This window comes from Nocardia sp. NPDC101769 (assembly GCF_044766925.1).
In the GTDB taxonomy this organism is placed as follows: domain Bacteria; phylum Actinomycetota; class Actinomycetes; order Mycobacteriales; family Mycobacteriaceae; genus Nocardia.
Genome location: NZ_JBIWMX010000027.1, coordinates 66781 through 83115, shown reverse-complemented (window position 1 = coordinate 83115; position 16335 = coordinate 66781). Strand labels below are relative to the sequence as shown.

16 protein-coding genes and 1 pseudogene are annotated in these 16335 nt (G+C 68.9%); 11 read left to right on the top strand and 6 right to left on the bottom strand.

All coding sequences use genetic code 11. The features are described 5' to 3' along the window. Positions 1 to 4 precede the first annotated feature (4 nt). The 4 genes from ACIRRA_RS33210 to ACIRRA_RS33195 all read left to right on the top strand — a co-directional run bounded on the left by ACIRRA_RS33210 (position 5) and on the right by ACIRRA_RS33195 (position 5818). Positions 5 to 3409 carry a pyruvate carboxylase gene (locus ACIRRA_RS33210; RefSeq protein ID WP_402776490.1) on the top strand — a complete coding sequence of 1135 codons (3405 nt, stop codon included), beginning with the start codon at positions 5 to 7 and terminating at the stop codon, positions 3407 to 3409. Beyond that, positions 3406 to 3963 (top strand): 16S rRNA (guanine(966)-N(2))-methyltransferase RsmD, encoded by a 558-nt coding sequence (rsmD, locus tag ACIRRA_RS33205; RefSeq protein ID WP_402776488.1) that lies wholly within the window; start codon positions 3406 to 3408, stop codon positions 3961 to 3963. The genes ACIRRA_RS33210 and rsmD overlap by 4 nt, the downstream gene beginning before the upstream one ends. Positions 3964 to 4033: 70 nt before the next feature. Continuing rightward, on the top strand, positions 4034 to 4774 hold the full coding sequence (locus ACIRRA_RS33200; RefSeq protein WP_402776486.1) for an SDR family oxidoreductase: 741 nt from the start codon (positions 4034 to 4036) through the stop codon (positions 4772 to 4774). Between the two features lie 45 nt (positions 4775 to 4819). Further along, positions 4820 to 5818 carry a sigma-70 family RNA polymerase sigma factor gene (locus tag ACIRRA_RS33195; RefSeq protein WP_402776569.1) on the top strand — a complete coding sequence of 333 codons (999 nt, stop codon included), beginning with the start codon at positions 4820 to 4822 and terminating at the stop codon, positions 5816 to 5818. A 96-nt stretch (positions 5819 to 5914) separates the two neighbouring features. Here ACIRRA_RS33195 and ACIRRA_RS33190 read toward each other — a convergent pair whose 3' ends face one another. Next, positions 5915 to 7066: an alkaline phosphatase family protein gene (locus tag ACIRRA_RS33190; RefSeq protein WP_402776484.1), complete on the bottom strand. Its 1152-nt coding sequence runs from the start codon at positions 7064 to 7066 to the stop codon at positions 5915 to 5917. Between the two features lie 256 nt (positions 7067 to 7322). Between ACIRRA_RS33190 and coaD the strand changes: the two genes are divergently transcribed. Continuing rightward, positions 7323 to 7808 carry a pantetheine-phosphate adenylyltransferase gene (gene coaD / locus ACIRRA_RS33185; RefSeq protein ID WP_356997673.1) on the top strand — a complete coding sequence of 162 codons (486 nt, stop codon included), beginning with the start codon at positions 7323 to 7325 and terminating at the stop codon, positions 7806 to 7808. Positions 7809 to 7859: 51 nt separating this feature from the next. On the opposite strand, the gene ACIRRA_RS33180 is transcribed toward coaD, so the two are convergent. Both ACIRRA_RS33180 and ACIRRA_RS33175 read right to left on the bottom strand, forming a co-directional pair. Further along, complete coding sequence (locus ACIRRA_RS33180; protein ID WP_402776482.1) at positions 7860 to 8915, bottom strand: hypothetical protein; 1056 nt, start codon at positions 8913 to 8915, stop codon at positions 7860 to 7862. A gap of 221 nt (positions 8916 to 9136) precedes the next feature. Beyond that, on the bottom strand, positions 9137 to 9694 hold the full coding sequence (locus ACIRRA_RS33175; RefSeq protein WP_402776480.1) for a GtrA family protein: 558 nt from the start codon (positions 9692 to 9694) through the stop codon (positions 9137 to 9139). 265 nt (positions 9695 to 9959) lie between these two features. Here ACIRRA_RS33175 and ACIRRA_RS33170 point away from each other — a divergent pair, with 265 nt between their 5' ends. From ACIRRA_RS33170 to ACIRRA_RS33145, 6 genes are all read left to right on the top strand, one after another. After that, positions 9960 to 10706, top strand: a complete 747-nt coding sequence (locus ACIRRA_RS33170) for a DivIVA domain-containing protein (protein ID WP_402776478.1) — start codon at positions 9960 to 9962, stop codon at positions 10704 to 10706. 105 nt (positions 10707 to 10811) lie between these two features. Next, positions 10812 to 11492, top strand: coding sequence for a YceD family protein (locus ACIRRA_RS33165; RefSeq protein ID WP_402776476.1), 681 nt, complete (start codon positions 10812 to 10814; stop codon positions 11490 to 11492). Positions 11493 to 11494: 2 nt separating this feature from the next. Further along, positions 11495 to 11677, top strand: a complete 183-nt coding sequence (gene rpmF, locus ACIRRA_RS33160; RefSeq protein ID WP_040859971.1) for a 50S ribosomal protein L32 — start codon at positions 11495 to 11497, stop codon at positions 11675 to 11677. A gap of 17 nt (positions 11678 to 11694) precedes the next feature. Beyond that, a complete protein-coding gene (gene rnc, locus ACIRRA_RS33155; protein WP_354837808.1) occupies positions 11695 to 12465 on the top strand; it encodes a ribonuclease III in 771 nt (256 codons plus the stop codon). Continuing rightward, complete coding sequence (mutM, locus tag ACIRRA_RS33150; protein WP_402776473.1) at positions 12466 to 13323, top strand: bifunctional DNA-formamidopyrimidine glycosylase/DNA-(apurinic or apyrimidinic site) lyase; 858 nt, start codon at positions 12466 to 12468, stop codon at positions 13321 to 13323. Positions 13324 to 13441: 118 nt separating this feature from the next. Next, positions 13442 to 14023, top strand: a complete 582-nt coding sequence (locus ACIRRA_RS33145; protein ID WP_402776471.1) for a dihydrofolate reductase family protein — start codon at positions 13442 to 13444, stop codon at positions 14021 to 14023. A gap of 6 nt (positions 14024 to 14029) precedes the next feature. Here ACIRRA_RS33145 and ACIRRA_RS33140 read toward each other — a convergent pair whose 3' ends face one another. From ACIRRA_RS33140 to ACIRRA_RS33130, 3 genes and pseudogenes are all read right to left on the bottom strand, one after another. Further along, positions 14030 to 14215, bottom strand: a complete 186-nt coding sequence (locus ACIRRA_RS33140) for a response regulator transcription factor (protein ID WP_402776567.1) — start codon at positions 14213 to 14215, stop codon at positions 14030 to 14032. Positions 14216 to 14627: 412 nt separating this feature from the next. Continuing rightward, positions 14628 to 15712: pseudogene (locus ACIRRA_RS33135) on the bottom strand (IS110 family transposase). 127 nt (positions 15713 to 15839) lie between these two features. Further along, entirely contained in the window at positions 15840 to 16292 is a 453-nt protein-coding gene (locus tag ACIRRA_RS33130) for a DUF350 domain-containing protein (protein ID WP_402776469.1), read from the bottom strand. Positions 16293 to 16335 lie beyond the last annotated feature (43 nt).

Here is a 16335-nt window from a genome sequence, read left to right as displayed (position 1 = left end):
ACCCATGTTCTCCAAAGTCCTGGTCGCCAACCGCGGCGAGATCGCCATTCGCGCCTTCCGCGCGGCCTACGAACTCGGCATCGGTACCGTCGCGGTTTTTCCGTACGAGGACCGCAACTCCGTGCACCGGCTCAAGGCCGACGAGGCCTACCAGATCGGTGAGCCCGGCCACCCTGTGCGGGCGTACCTGTCGATCGAGGAGATCATCAAGGCCGCCAAGAGCGCCGGTGCCGACGCCATCTACCCGGGCTACGGCTTCCTGTCGGAGAACCCGGACCTGGCCGCCGCCTGTGCACGCGAGGGCATCACCTTCATCGGCCCGTCCGCCCAGGTCCTCGAACTGACCGGTAACAAGGCGCGCGCCATCGCCGCCGCCAAGGCCGCCGGACTGCCGGTGCTGCGCTCGAGCGAACCGTCCGCCGATGTGGACGCGCTGATGGCCGCCGCGGAGTCCATGGAGTTCCCGCTGTTCGTCAAGGCCGTGGCCGGCGGTGGCGGGCGTGGCATGCGGCGGGTCACCGATCCGGCCCAGCTGCGCGAATCCATCGAGGCCGCCGCGCGCGAGGCCGAATCCGCCTTCGGCGATGCGACCGTGTTCCTCGAGCAGGCGGTGGTCAACCCCCGCCACATCGAGGTGCAGATCCTGGCCGACCAGCAGGGCAATGTCATCCACCTCTTCGAGCGCGACTGCTCGCTGCAGCGCCGCCACCAGAAGGTGATCGAGCTCGCGCCCGCCCCGAATCTGGATCCCGAACTCCGCGAACGCATTTGCGCCGACGCGGTGGCCTTCGCCCGTCAGATCGGCTACTCCTGCGCGGGCACCGTGGAATTCCTGCTCGACGAGCGCGGCAATCACGTGTTCATCGAAATGAACCCGCGAATCCAGGTGGAGCACACGGTGACCGAGGAGATCACCGATGTCGATCTGGTGCAGTCGCAGCTGCGCATCGCCGCGGGGGAGACCCTGGCGGACCTGGGCCTGAGCCAGGACGGCATCCAGATCCGGGGCGCGGCGCTCCAGTGCCGCATCACCACCGAGGACCCGGCCAACGGGTTCCGGCCCGACACCGGCCGCATCACCGGCTACCGCTCGCCCGGCGGCGCGGGCGTGCGCCTGGACGGCGGTGCGAATGTCGGCGCGGAGGTCGGGGCCTACTTCGACTCCATGCTGGTCAAACTCACCTGCCGCGGCCGCGATTTCGCCACCGCGGTGGCCCGCGCCCGGCGCGCGGTCGCCGAATTCCGCATCCGCGGCGTGACGACCAACATCCCGTTCCTGCTCGCGGTGCTGGACGATCCGGACTTCCGCGCGGGCCGGGTGACCACCTCGTTCATCGACGAGCGACCCCAGCTGCTCACCCTCAAGAGCTCGGCCGACCGCGGCACCAAGATCCTGCAGTACCTGGCCGACGTCACCGTGAACAAGCCGCACGGCTCGCGGCCGACCAAGGTGTACCCGCACGACAAGCTGCCCGCCCTCGACATGACCGTGCCGCCCCCGCCGGGCTCCCGGCAGCGGCTGCTCGAGCTGGGACCGGACGGCTTCGCGCAGTGGCTGCGCAACCGCGAAGGCGTGGCCGTCACCGACACCACCTTCCGCGACGCGCACCAGTCGCTGCTGGCCACCCGGGTCCGCACCAACGGCCTGCTCGATGTGGCCGGGCACGTGGCGCGCATGACGCCCGAGCTGTTGTCCATCGAATGCTGGGGCGGCGCAACCTACGACGTGGCGCTGCGCTTCCTCTACGAGGACCCTTGGGAGCGGCTCGCAGCGCTGCGCGAGGCGGTGCCGAACATCAACCTGCAGATGCTGCTGCGCGGCCGCAATACCGTCGGCTACACGCCCTACCCCGAAAAGGTCACGCGCGCTTTCGTTTCCGAGGCCACCGCCACCGGCATCGACATCTTCCGCATCTTCGACGCGCTCAACAATGTCGACCAGATGCGCCCGGCCATCGACGCCGTCCGCGAAACCGGCACCGCCCTGGCCGAAGTCGCGCTCAGCTACACCGGCGACCTGTCGAACCCGAACGAGAACCTCTATACGCTCGACTACTACCTCAAGCTCGCCGAGCAGATCGTCGAGGCCGGGGCGCACGTCATCGGTATCAAGGACATGGCCGGACTGCTGCGCGCGCCCGCCGCGCACACGCTGGTCACCGCGCTGCGCCGGGAGTTCGACCTGCCCGTGCACGTGCACACCCACGACACCCCGGGTGGCCAGCTGGCCACCTACCTGGCGGCCTGGCAGGCCGGCGCGGACGCCGTCGACGGCGCGTCGGCACCCATGGCGGGGACCACTTCTCAGCCCGCGCTCTCGGCTATCGTTGCGGCAGCGGCGAATTCGCCCCACGACACCGGGCTGAACCTGCAGAACGTGTGCGACCTGGAGCCGTACTGGGAGGCGCTGCGAAAGGTGTACGCGCCCTTCGAATCCGGGCTGCCGGGGCCGACCGGCCGCGTCTACCACCATGAGATTCCCGGCGGCCAGCTCTCGAACCTGCGCCAGCAGGCCATCGCGCTCGGCCTGGGCGACCAGTTCGAGCAGGTCGAGGCCAAATACGCCGCGGCCGACCGGATGCTGGGCCGGCTGGTCAAGGTCACCCCGTCCTCCAAGGTGGTCGGCGATCTGGCGCTGGCGCTGGTCGGCACCGGCGTCGACGTCGACGACTTCGCCGCCGATCCGGGTCGCTACGACATCCCGGACTCTGTCATCGGCTTCCTGCGCGGCGAACTCGGCACCCCGGCCGGCGGCTGGCCCGAGCCCTTCCGCAGCCGCGCCCTCGCCGGCCGCGGCCCCGCCAAGCCGGAAACCCAGCTGACCACGGCCGACGAGGCCGGGCTGAACGGGACGTCGGCCGAGCGCCGGGCCACCCTCAACCGCCTGCTGTTCCCCGGCCCCACCGCCGAATTCGTCGCCCACCGCGAGAAGTTCGGCGACACCACCGGGCTGTCGGCCAACCAGTTCTTCTACGGCCTGCGCCACGATGAAGAACATCACGTCCAGCTCGACAAGGGCGTCACCCTGCTCATCGGCCTGGAGGCCATCTCCGAGCCCGACGAGCGCGGCATGCGCACGGTTATGTGCATCCTCAACGGGCAGCTGCGACCCATCACGGTGCGCGACCGCTCCATCGCCAGCGAGATCCCCGCCGCCGAGAAGGCCGACAAGACCAATGCCGGCCACATCGCCGCGCCCTTCGCCGGCGTGGTGACCCTGGCTGTCTCCGACGGTGATTCGGTCGCGGCGGGCGACACCATTGGCACCATCGAGGCCATGAAGATGGAGGCCGCCATCACCGCCCCGCGCGCGGGCGTGGTCCGTCGCGTGGCCATCGCCAAGGTGCAGCAGGTGGAGGGCGGCGACCTGCTCGTCGACGTGAGCGTCACCGAGGCCGCCGCCGAATGACCCGCATCGTGGCAGGTACCGCCGGGGGTCGACGCCTGCGCGTCCCCCCGGCGGGCACCCGCCCCACCTCCGACCGCGTGCGCGAGGCGCTGTTCAGCCTCCTGCACGCCCGCATGGATTTCGACGGCCTGCACGTCCTCGACCTCTACGCGGGCTCGGGGGCGCTGGCCCTGGAAGCCCTGTCCCGCGGTGCCTCCCACGCGCTGCTCATCGAAGCGGACCGCAAGGCCGCCGTCATCATTCGCGGCAATATCGGCGACCTCGGGCTGCCGGGCGCGGAGCTGCGCCAGAACTCGGTCACCAGCGTCCTGTCGGGTGCGCCACCGGAGCGCTACGACCTGGTCTTCTCCGACCCGCCCTACGACCTCGACGTCGCCGATGTGCAGGCCGACCTCCGCGCCCTCGTCGACAACGGCTGGCTGCACGAGGGCGCGCTCCTCGTCGTCGAACGCTCCACCCGGTCGCCCGAGGTGTCCTGGCCCGACGGCTACGCCCCGCTGAAATCGCGCACCTACGGCGAGACACGTATCGATCTCGCCGAATTCGAGGGCTGACACCCGACGGATTTCCCGGCTCCCGCCGGTCTGAATACCGACAGGAACAGACCGGAGTAGGGAGTGCGTGATGTCGGATTCGATACGGACCGCCGTGGTCACCGGCGCGAGCCGGGGATTCGGGCGGGCGATCGCCGCCTCGCTCGTCGCGTCGGGCGCGCAGGTGATCGGCGTGGCACGAGACGCGCAGGCATTGCAGGACGTCCGTGCGGAGCTCGGGGACAGGTTCGTGCCGGTGGCCGCCGACGCGACCGAGGAAGCCGTGGCGCAGAAGGTGATTCGCGGGTACCGGCCGGAGTTGCTGGTGCTCAACGCCGGAGCCACTCCGCCCCTGGCCCCCGTGCACGAGCAGACCTGGGAGACCTTCAGCCGCAACTGGGAGACCGATACCAAGCAGGTGTTCGTCTGGATCGGGGCCGCCTTGCGGGAGCCGCTCCCCCCGGGGAGCGCGGTGATCGCCATGTCGAGTGGGGCCGCGCTGGCCGGGTCGCCGCTCAGCGGCGGATACGCGGGAGCCAAGTCCACCATCCGATTCATCCGGACCTACGCCGCCGAGGAATCGGACCGCGCGGGGCTCGGCATTCGGTTCGTGGCCCTGCTGCCCAGGCTGACACCGGCCACCGGTCTCGGCCGGAAAGGGGTCGCTGGGTATGCCGCCCGGCAGGGCATCGACGTGGAGACCTATCTCGCCGGGATGGCTCCGGCGCTCACACCCGAACAGGTCGGCAAGGCGGTTCTCGAACTCGCCGATGATGCCGGCAGTGCGGCGGAATACTTGGTGAGCGGCGCCGGGCTGAAGCAGATCGGCTGAGGGGTCGCGACCATGACGACCAGCGCACCTCCGGGAGTAGCGGCCATGCCCTCCGACACCGAACGGCCCGCGGTCACCGCACCGCCCACCGAGCGCGAATTCGCCGCTCTCACACAGCGATTCCGCCCGGAACTGCTCGCTCACTGCTATCGAATGCTGGGGTCGGTGCACGACGCCGAGGATCTGGTGCAGGAGACCTACCTGCGGGCCTGGCGGGGCTTCGGCGGGTTCGAGGGCCGGTCGTCGCTGCGGCACTGGCTGTACAAGATCGCCACCATGGCCTGCTTGACCGCGCTGGAAGGGCGCTCGCGTCGGCCGCTGCCGTCGGGACTGGGTGCGCCGGAGGACGATCACCGGGTGGCGATGGCGGCCCGGGAGCCCGAGGTGGAGTGGTTGCAGCCCGCGCCGGACTCGCTCTTCGGGTTCGACGATCCGGCCGCCATCGTGGCGGGACGGACTGGGGTGCGGCTGGCTTTCATTGCGGCACTGCAACTTCTGCCCGCCCGGCAGCGCGCGGTGCTGACGCTGCGCGACGTGCTGGCCTTCCGGACGGCGGAGGTCGCCGCCATGCTGGACACCACGCCGACCGCCGTGGACAGTGCGCTGCGGCGGGCCCGGAGCCGATTGGCGCAGGCCGGGCCGGTGGAGGCGGACCTGGCCGAGCCGGACGAACTCGCCCAGCGACGGCTGCTCGACGGCTATGTCGACGCGTTCACCCGTGCCGACCACGCCGCCCTGCTCGAGCTTCTGCGTGCCGACGTGGAGATGGAAATGCCGCCCACGCCAACGTGGTTCACCGGCCGCGACGCGGTCCTCGGGTTCCTGCGCAGTCGCGTCCTGCAGCCGGGCCTGTGGCGTTTCACGCCGACCCGCGCGAATGGCCAGCCCGCCTTCATCGTTCACAAACGCGTCGACGACCACCACTACGAGGCCTACGGGATCCATGTCCTGACGCTGATCGGGGCCAGGATCGGGCGCATCACCGCGTTCAACGATCCGACCCTGGTGCGTACCTTCGGCGCGGAGGCCGCGCTCGAACTCTGAGGCCGGGCCCGCCGCGAGATCGACAGCGGGAGCGGCGAATACGGCGATGCCCGCCGTGTGCGACACGGCGGGCATCGTCAGGAATGTCCGAGAACGTCAGTTCTGGAACAGGTCCCGCAGCGATTCGGGAGCCTTGTACTGGCAGGTGTTCGCCAGGCAGCCGAGGTCCCACATCTGCTCGACGGCCGACAGCACCGAGTAGTGGTCGGCGAGGTCGGTGGACGTCTTGTGGTGGGGCTGGGGCTTGCCCTTCTCGTCCTTGTCCTTGTGCACCTTGTCGGAGTTGATCACCAGCAGCGGGGAGTCGCCGCCACCGAGCACGGTGCCATTGGCGCCGACCGGGCTGCCCGGGCCGCCGGAGTAGCCGGAGTAGTCGTTCTCGTCCCAGGCGATCACGATGCTGGAACGGGTCTTCTTCCAGGTGTCCGAGCTCGTGATCTTGGTGACGGTGTCCTTCAGGAAGGCGTCACCGAGCTGGATCGGGCCGTGCGCCACACCGGAAGCCGGCTCCGTGCAGTTCGGCTTGTTGACCAGCGCGGCCGCGGCGCTGGAGATGCCGTGCATGTCCGAGCACTGGTCGGGGCTGATCCAGGTGAAGTTCGGCACGTTGCCGCTCTTCAGGTCGGCGTCGAAGTTGTTCTCGAACGGCACCACCTTCTGCAGGCGGGCATTGCCGGGCGAGTTGACGTCCGAGAAGTACATGAACGGGTTGTGCTTCTGGGCGTACAGCTTGACCATGGTGCCGTTGACGTCACCCGGCGCGAACTCGCCCTGGAAGCCGGCCTGCGGCATGCCGCCCATGTAGGCCTTCCAGGACTTGCCCTTGCCCTCGAGCTCGTCGACCAGGTTCTTGCCGGCGAACATGTGCGGCTTGGCGGTCGCGCTGGCGATCTGTTCCGGGGTCAGCGAGGCGCTGGAGGTGCCGTCGCCGGAGTTCGGGACGAATTCCTCGGGGGCGCAGGTGGAGTCGGCGCCGGCCTTGCAGTCGTCCCAGATGCCCTGGAAGTCGCCCGAGAACATGGAGAGGTAGTTCGGCAGACTCGGGTGGGTCACACCGTGGAAACCGGTGGACACGCCGTTGTCGTTGGCCAGCTGGTTGATGAACGGCGCATCGGCCGTGTTGCCGAGGATGTCGTCGTCCCCCTGATTCTCCATCATGATGTAGAAGATGTGTTCCGGCGCCGCCCCTTGGCCGTTCCCCGGATCGGCCGACGCGGACGCGCCCACCAGGCCGCTGAACGCGCTCACCGTCGCAGCCACGGTGACTGCGATCTTCCGACCCAACGATGCCCTTGCCATATGTGTGTACTTCCTTCATCGAGCGAGATTGCCGATGCAGCTTCGCAATCGGGTCAGGAAACGATCAACGCGAGAAAACCGAACAGTACGGAAACAGGGAGCAAGCAGTTGCTGGGTTTCGGAACCATAGCTGACCAGGCATGACTGCGCAGCGGAGGCTGGACCGGGCCGCGGCCGCCCCGCCGACATGCGGTAACGTTCGGCCATGGCTGGAGCACTGTGCCCCGGGTCGTTCGACCCCGTGACCAATGGACATCTCGACGTGATCGCCCGCGCCGCCGCGCAATTCGACGAGGTCGTCGTGACCGTCGTGGTGAACCCCAACAAGCAGGGCATGTTCACCGTCGAGGAGCGGATGGACCTGATCCGCGAGGTCACCGCCCACCTGCCCAATGTGCGGGTGGAATCCTGGCGCGGCCTGCTGGTCGACTTCGCCAAGCAGCAGGGCATCACCGCTATCGTCAAGGGCCTGCGCGACGCCACCGACTTCGGCTACGAGCTCCAGATGGCCCAGATGAACCGCAAGCTCACCGGTGTCGACACCTACTTCATCGCCACCAACCCGGCCTACGGCTTCGTCTCCAGCTCCCTGGTCAAGGAGGTCGCCGCCTACGGCGGTGACATCGCCGACCTGCTGCCGCCGATCGTCCACAAGCGCCTGCTGGCCCGCATCGCCGAACGCCGGGCCTGATCGCCACCGCAGGGGCGCAACCCCTTCCGCCCCTGCGGAATCCGGCCCGGTTCAGAGTGCACGGACCGTCAGGGCGCGCGGCTCGGGCGCCGGGGCCGGCTCGATCCGGCCGTCCGGGCGGCGTCGGCGGGTGGCCAGGGCGGACCGCAGGTGCCGGGCCGGCCGCCCCCTGAGCAGGTCGTCCCAGGTCCAGCGGACCACGTCGAAACCGAGGGCGCGTAGATAGGTTTCGCGGGTCCGCTCGCGCTGCACGGCGGCCGCGAGGTCCTGACCCGGCCGAAGCAGCCGGCCATATTCGGTGGGCCCGTCGAATTCGCAGAGGACACCGGCGGATTCGTAATAGAAGTCGACCCGGCCGACGAACCGGCCATCGGAAGTCAGGACATTGCCCTGCGACCGGGGCAGCGGTAGTGCGTGCTGATGGATCATGGTGCGGCTGAGGGACTCGCCGATGCTCTGACTGCGGCCGTCCAGCATCGCGATCACCTGCTTCGCCTGGCCGATCCCGTAGCGGCCCTTGGCCCGTGCGAGCTCTTCGCCCAGTTCGGTCGCTCCCAGCCCGAACATCCCCGCCAGCGCGTCGCCCGCCACCACGGCCGCGTCGAACGGCAGGGTCAGGGCCAGATCCACCACCGTCCGCGCCGGGGTGGTGACCAGCAGCCCGTCGAGCTCCGCCGCCGAATCCACCGGCGAACCATGGACTTTCGTGAAGGGCCTGGTCCGGCCGCCGCCCCGGCGGTTACGGGTGACGCACACGCGATCCAGGGGAGTGCGCCACAGCGTGGTGCCGTAGAGCGCGGCCGCCGACTGGTGACTCACCACGGTGCCCGCCGCCAGGTCCGGCAGCACGGCCCGGATCAACTGCCGATGCTGTTCCCGCCGGCCCGATGTCGGTACGAGCCCGTGCTGCGCAGGTCTGCGCTGCCGGCCGTGCCCCCGCTGCTGACCGGGGCCCCGCTGTGCGCCGCACCCCTCGAGCAGCGCCCGCCGGGATCCGCTTGCCCCGCACGGCCGTCCGCCGCCCCCGGCCGTCCCCTCGGCGCTGGTGGCGATCGTCTCGGCCGCGGTCTCCATCGCCGCGGCGGCAGTCGTCGTCCGGGTGGTCATTCGCCCTCCCGGCGGGGCGGCTGTGGGCGCCGGTGCCGCACGCACGACCCGCAGACCCGCCCCGCCGGCCGCTGTGGTCGCGGCCCGGCCGTATCCCGCCGTCCCCCAAGGCATCCGCGCCAACGGTCCATGTCGGAACCCCTTTCGTCGTCGATGCTGTCTTGGACGCGGACCGGCCGAAAAGGGTTCCCACGCACGCGAAGAACGAGGAGTGGTGGGGCTCAGAACACCCAGAGCCGCAGGGTGAGGAAGCGCATGGTGCCGACCGCGGCGGTGATACCCAGCACCGCAATGGCTTCGGTGAGGCCGCCGATGCCCGGCTCGGTGACCTCGAGAATGGCCAGGCCACCCGAGGTGATGGCCAGTCCGGCCAGCGCGAGCGCGCCGCCCTCCAATTGCGCTGTGTACCAGCGCACCCGGTCGGCCGCCTGGAAGGTGAGCCGTCGATGCATCTCGTTGGCCAGCGCGGTGCTCACGATGGATCCGGCCAGATTGGCCAGCTGCGGGCCGCCGCCGTAGAGCGCGAGGAACAGCAGGATGTAGCCGACATTGCTGAGGCCGCCCACCAGGGCGAAGCGAATCAATTGCGCGAAGACCGCGTCACCGCGGAGCCAGACTCCCAGCCGGCCCAGCCAGCGCGAGCCCGTCGCGTGCAGGGCTTCGGTGCCGTGGGCGAGGGCCTCGGTGCCGTAGGCCAGGGCCTCCGCGCCGTAGGTATAGGTGTTCACCAGCCCGGTCACGGGGATCGTCGCCCGTTCCGGAATCTCGTGGACAGCCATTGTCTTCCCCATCCGAACACATCGGTGTCGGCCGGGCGGTCCGGAGTTCTACCGGGCCACTGTCATTGGCCGACACGTTCTCGCCCTTCCAAGGTAACACCAAGTGGAGTGGTTTCCTCCACTTGTTTTTGTGGTCTGTGAAACAGGCCATGTTCCGGAAAACCAGCGACACGCCGTGTCGGACCTTGTTGACAGCGCTGAGATTGGCAGACTGGCTGAAGCGGAGAGTCTCGCCGTGAGTCCTGGCAGGAGAGTGGAGTAGCACATGTACCGGGTATTCGAAGCGCTCGACGAACTGGTGGCCATCATCGAAGAGGCCCGTGGCATCCCGCCGACCCGCAACTGCATCGTGCCGCGCGGTGAGGTGCTGGAACTCCTCGACGATGTCCGCGAGGCCCTGCCCGGCGAACTCGACGACGCCCAGGACGTGCTCGATCACCGCGACAGGATCGTCACCGACGCCCGCACCGGCGCCGAGACCACGGTCAAGACCGCCAATGAGCAAGCGCACCACACGGTTACCTCCGCGCGCGACGAGGCCGACCGCATCCTCGCCGACGCCAAGGCCCACGCCGATCGCATGGTCGCCGAGGCCCGCGCCCACGCCGAGCACCTGGTCGGCTCGGCGGAGGAGGAGGCCGAGCGCACCGTCGCCGACGGCCAGAAGGAATACGACACCCTCACCGGCCGCGCCCGCGTCGAGGCCGACCGCCTGGCCACCGCCGGTCAGGCCTCCTACGACCGCTCGGTCGCCGAGGGCAAGGCCGAACAGGACCGCCTGGTCTCGCAGACCGAGGTGGTCCGCGCCGCCCACGCCGAATCCGCCCGGCTCATCGACACCGCCCAGGCCGACTCCGACCGCCTCCGCCAGGAATGCGACGACTACGTCGAGGGCAAGCTCGCCGACTTCGAGGAAACCCTGCACAACACGCTGCGCATCCTCGGCCGCGGCCGCCACCAAGCCCGCTCGGGCGGCTCCGTCCCCGACTACGCCTCCGAGTTCCGCCGCTGAATTTCCGATTGAGTTGCCCGCTTTCGTCCCATTTGGGTCGCAAGCGGGGCTTTCGGTATTGTTGGGTGGTTGCCCATTCCACACCTAGCGTGAGCGAGTTCAGAGATGTCCGCCGATTCCGGTAATGGTCCGCGTCATCGTCACAAGACGATCGACGCGGGCTTCGTGCTGGACGTACGCAGTCTCGGACGCGCCCCCGGATCCATGCGCGAGTTGCAGCGCACCCTGACGACCGCCGAGAAGATCGGCCTCGATCTGATCGGCATCCCGGCCGGTGCGCAGGTCGAGCTGGATCTCACGCTGCAGTCGGTCTCCGAGGGCGTGCTCGTCACCGGCACGGTGTCCGCTCCCATCGAGGGCGATTGCTCGCGCTGCCTCGAATCGTTCACCGACGAGATCGAATTGCAGCTCACCGAGCTGTTCGCCTACCCGGACAGCGCCACCGAGCAGACCACCGAGGAAGACGAGATCCCGCGCCTGGTCGACGATTTCATCGACCTGGAACCGGTGATCATCGACGCCGTCGGCCTGGAGCTGCCGCTGCAGCCGCTGTGCGAGCCGGACTGCGCCGGATTGTGCCCGGAATGCGGCGTCAAGATGGCGATTGCGGGTTCCGGCCACGGTCATGAGATACTTGACCCTCGCTGGGCCGGACTCGCCGGATTCACTGACAACGAACACAGTCGGGCTGAGTCCACCGATACGGAGACCGTGTCGGACCCATCAACCGATTCCACCCTTGCGGGACACAACGGTGCCGCAAGTAAGAAGACAGAGGAGAGCTAGTCGTGGCCGTTCCGAAGCGCCGGATGTCCCGTGCCAACACCCACGCGCGTCGCAGCCAGTGGAAGGCCGCCGCGCCGACCCTGATCACCTGCCCGAACCGCGCCTGCGGCCAGAAGACCCTGCCGCACATCGCGTGCCCGAGCTGCGGCACCTACAAGGGCCGTCAGGTCACCTCCGCGATCTGATTCGCGTTCAGCCGACCGTGACCGCCAGCAAGGATGCGGCGGATATTCCCGCCGTAGGTGATGCAGCCGACCATGCCAGTCTGCTCGAGGCACTCGGCGTGGACGTACAACCGGAGCTTTTGCGCCTAGCGCTGACGCACCGGTCGTACGCCTACGAGAACGGTGGCTTGCCGACCAACGAGCGCCTGGAGTTTCTGGGCGATTCGGTGCTCGGCCTGAGCATTACCGAGCGCCTCTATCTGGAGCACCCGGACAAGTCCGAGGGCGAGCTGGCCAAGCTGCGCGCGAGCGTGGTGAACATGCACGCGCTGGCCGAGGTGGCCCGCTGTCTCGGTGAGGGCGGTCTCGGCCGCCATCTCCTGCTCGGTAAGGGCGAGGAGCTCACCGGTGGCCGCGACAAGCCGAGCATCCTGGCCGACGGCATGGAGTCGCTGCTGGGTGCGGTGCACCTGCAGCACGGCATCGATGTGGCACGCACCGTCGTGCTGCGACTGTTCGCCGAACTGCTCGAGCGCGGTCCCCGCATGGGGGCCGGGCTCGACTGGAAGACCAGCCTGCAGGAGCTGACCGCCGAGCGCGGCATCGGCGTGCCCAGTTACGAGATCACCTCCACCGGGCCCGACCACGACAAGGAGTTCACCGCCACCGCGGTGATCGGTGGTCAGGGTTACGGCCAGGGGGTGGGCCGCTCCAAGAAGGAAGCGGAACAGAAGGCCGCGGGCGCGGCCTACAAGGCTTTGAACGCCGAGAACGCGCCCGAGGGTTCGGCCGACGGCTCGAAGAGCTAGATGCCCGAGCTTCCCGAGGTCGAAGTCGTCCGGCGCGGGCTCACCGAGCATGTGGTGGGCCGCGTCCTGGACCGGGTGACGGTCAAACATCCGCGTTCGGTGCGCCGGCACGAGCTGGGCGGGGACGATCTCGCCGCCCGATTGACCGGTCTGCGCGTCGAGAACGCGCAGCGGCGGGGCAAATTCCTCTGGCTCACCTTCGATGAGCCCGACACTTCTCTGGTCGTGCATCTCGGCATGTCCGGGCAGATGCTGGTGCAGCCCGCGACCGCGCCGCTGGAGAAGCACGCGCACATCATCGCTGCCCTCGACGACGGGAACGAACTGCGGTTCGTGGACCAGCGCACCTTCGGTGGCTGGATGCTCTCGGATCTGGTCGAGGTGGACGGGACCTGGGTGCCCGAGTCCGCCGCCCACATCGCGCGCGACCCGCTGGATCCGCTCTTCGACGCCGATGCCGTGGTGAAGACCCTGCGCGGCAAGCAGTCCGAGATCAAGCGGCTGCTGCTGGATCAGACCGTGGTGTCCGGGGTCGGCAATATCTATGCCGACGAGGCGTTGTGGCGGGCCAAGATCCACGGTGAGCGCTCGGCGGCCAAGCTGACCGGGCCCGTGCTGCACACGCTGCTCGGCGAGACGCAGAATGTCATGAGCGATGCGCTGCGGGCTGGGGGCACCTCCTTCGACGCCCTCTACGTGAACGTCAACGGCCAGTCCGGGTACTTCGAGCGGTCGCTCAATGCCTATGGGCGCGAGGATGAGCCGTGCCGTCGCTGCGGTGCGATCATGCGCCGGGAGAAGTTCATGAACCGTTCGTCTTTCTCCTGCCCCCGCTGCCAACCGCGCCCGCGCGGCTGAGACCAGCAGGTATTCTTCGCTTCGAGGTCATTCCAGTGTGACCGAGCCTCCCTATCCCGTCTGTCGAGGCGCTACCTTTTTCACTAGCGGCATGCGTGGTGCCGGCTGGAGGAAACAAATGCGCAAACTGACCTACTACGTCGCGGCCACCATCGACGGATTCATCGCCACCGATGCGGGTTCGGTCGACTTCTTCCCGGTCGGGGGTGACCACGGGCCCGCGATCATCGCGCAGTATCCGGAGACCCTCCCGACCAAGGTTCGTCAGGTGCTGGGCGTCGACAAACCCTGCCAGAACTTCGACACCGTGATCATGGGCCGCAAGACGCACGATTTCGGCGTCCGGACCGGCACTTCCAGCCCATACGCCCATCTGCGGCAGTTCGTGGTGTCCAGCACGCTGCCGGAGAATCCGGCCCCCGATGTGGAGTTGATCGCCGAGAACCCGATCGAGCGGGTGCGCGAGCTCAAGCGCGAGAAGGGGCTCGGCATCTGGTTGTGCGGTGGCGGTGAGCTCGCCCAGACCCTGCTGCCGGAGATCGACCAGGTGTTCCTGAAGCTCTACCCGATGGTGCTGGGCCACGGCCGACCGCTCTTCGGCACGGCCGGTCACCTGCCCGAACCCGCCCGATTCCGGGTCCTCACCAGCAGCATCTTCGAAGACGGCGTGGCCTTCATCAAGTACAGCCGGGTGCGCTGACCGCCGCTAGGCCAGGCCGTGGTCGAGCGCGTAGATCGCGGCCTGGGTCCGATCCCGGACGCCCAGCCGCGTCAGGATGTTCGAGACGTGGTTCTTCACCGTGCCCTCGCTGACGTAGAGGGTGCGAGCGATCTCCCGGTTGGACGCGCCGGTCGCCAGCAGGCACAGGATCTCCGATTCCCGTTTGGTCAGGTCGGCCGCGGGTTGCGGGCCGGTGCCGCGGCCCGGGTCGCGCAGCAGCCGCGTCGCTGCGGGCGGCGGCCGGGCGCGCCACCGCCCCGGTGCCGCAGTACGGCTGATATGTAGGCCTGTTCTGTCAAGTGGCAGGTGAAAGCGGTCCCGGCAAGGTGGGTTGCCGGGACCGCTTTCGTGTGCGGTCGGGCGGGGTCTGTCTCGGGTCGTGTCGTGGGGTTGGCGACGGCGTGGTCAGACTGATATGCGCGGGTTGGTTACCGCAGGACGACTGTTCGATGGGGACGGTGCCGCTGGTCTAGAGGTCGAGCGTTGCAACGCGAAAAGTGTTGCTGCCCATAGCCGTTTCGCGGATCGTCCCGCACGCCGACTCGATGCTCTGCCCGCCCGGCCGCGGTCTTCGGGGGCCTGGTCAGCCGTCGAGCACGGCCAGCGACCAGCACCAGCCCGCGAGTTCGCGGGCGACGGCGACGTTGGCGATCACCGGGCGTTTGTGGTGGGCGGTGAACTGTTCCCACCGGTGGTGCAAACGATGGTGCCGGCGTGCCCGCGGGCGCGGGCCGCGGCCGGTGCCAGCGCCCAGCGCGCGCCCATGGTGGCGGTGGGGTTGCGGTAGGTCTTGCGGTGGTGCCACGCGGCCTCGACCAGCAGCCGTCGAGCGTGGGTGTTACCGGTTTTGGTGATCGATCCCTGGGATCGAGTGGTGCCGGAGGAGTATTCGGTGGGGACCAGGCCCAGGTAGGCGCCGATGGTTTTGCCGGTGAACCGATGCCAGTCCCCGATCTCGACGGCGAGGGCGAACCCGGTCAGCGTCGAGATCCCACGCAGGCAGCCCAACCGGCGCACGGCCGGGGTGTAGTCGCTGTCGGCGGCCAGTTCGGCGATGGCGGTATCGAGCCGGTCGCGGCGGATCCTGGTCAGCGTCATCGCTTCGTAGTCGGCGTCGAATGCCGCCTGCAACGCGGGCTGGTCGAAGCGCTGCCCGCGCAACCACAGATCATGCGTCCCGGTCCAGGCGGCCCCGCCGGAATACACGATCCCTTGCCGCAGAAGCAGTTTCGACAACCTATGGCGGGCCCGCATCAGATCACCGCGCGCGTCCTCGCGGGCACGGACCAGATCGCGGGCCGCTTCCTGACCCACGGTCGGCACCGCGACCGCCACGATCTCACCCAGGCGCAGCAACCGCGCCAGATGCAGCGCGTCGCGGGCGTCGGTCTTGATCCGGTCCCCGGCCGGGCGTTGCAGCTTCGACGGCGCGGCCACCACCGTCTCGACCCCCGCGGCGGTCAACGCCCGGTACAGACCGAACCCGGTCGGCCCGGCCTCATAGACCACCCTCACCGGCCCCGCCAGCCCGGCCAGCCATGCCAGGATCTGTCCCGGATCCGGGCACAGCCGCTGCCGCGTCAGCTGCCCGGTCTCGTTGTCGATCCCGCACGCCACCACCGACAACGCGTGCACATCCAACCCGACACTCGTACGCTCGATACTCACCGGGGGCCTCCTGACCTGCAAATGTGGCTCTACCGAAATGAGTTTCACCCCGGCAACCCACGCGGCTTTGCAGAATCGAGGCCTCCGGCCTCGACCTCAGTGGGCCCTCATACCGTCTAGCCGGGCCTCAGAGAATCGCGACCGCCACCACCAGGCCGATGGCGATGTGCGCGGCGGACACCACCACGGACTCGGTGCTGAACTCCGGATCCTTCAGCACCGCACCGATATCGATGCCGAGCACGTATTCCAGGCTGCGCATCGCGATCACCTGGGCTGCAATGCCGACCAGCCCGTAGATCGTGGTGGCGATGAGGCCCTCGGCGAGCTTGCCCGCCTGCGCATAGATGGCCAGCACCACGATGAACGCCGTGCTGAGTATGGCCGCGGAGCTGACGATGACGGCGTTCGGCAGCCCGCGCGCCACCATGGCGCGCAGCGGGCCCGGAGTGGTCCAGTCCACCGCCTGGAAGCCGATGAGCAGCAGCACCAGGCCCAGCAGGGCGTAGCTCAGGATCGCGCCGACGCCGCGGCCCAGGGAGTGCCAATACCCGGCTTCGAGTGCGAGAGCGGTGGTCATCGAATCCTCCGGATTGGGGTGAATCGGGCCAGGGCTACTGCGG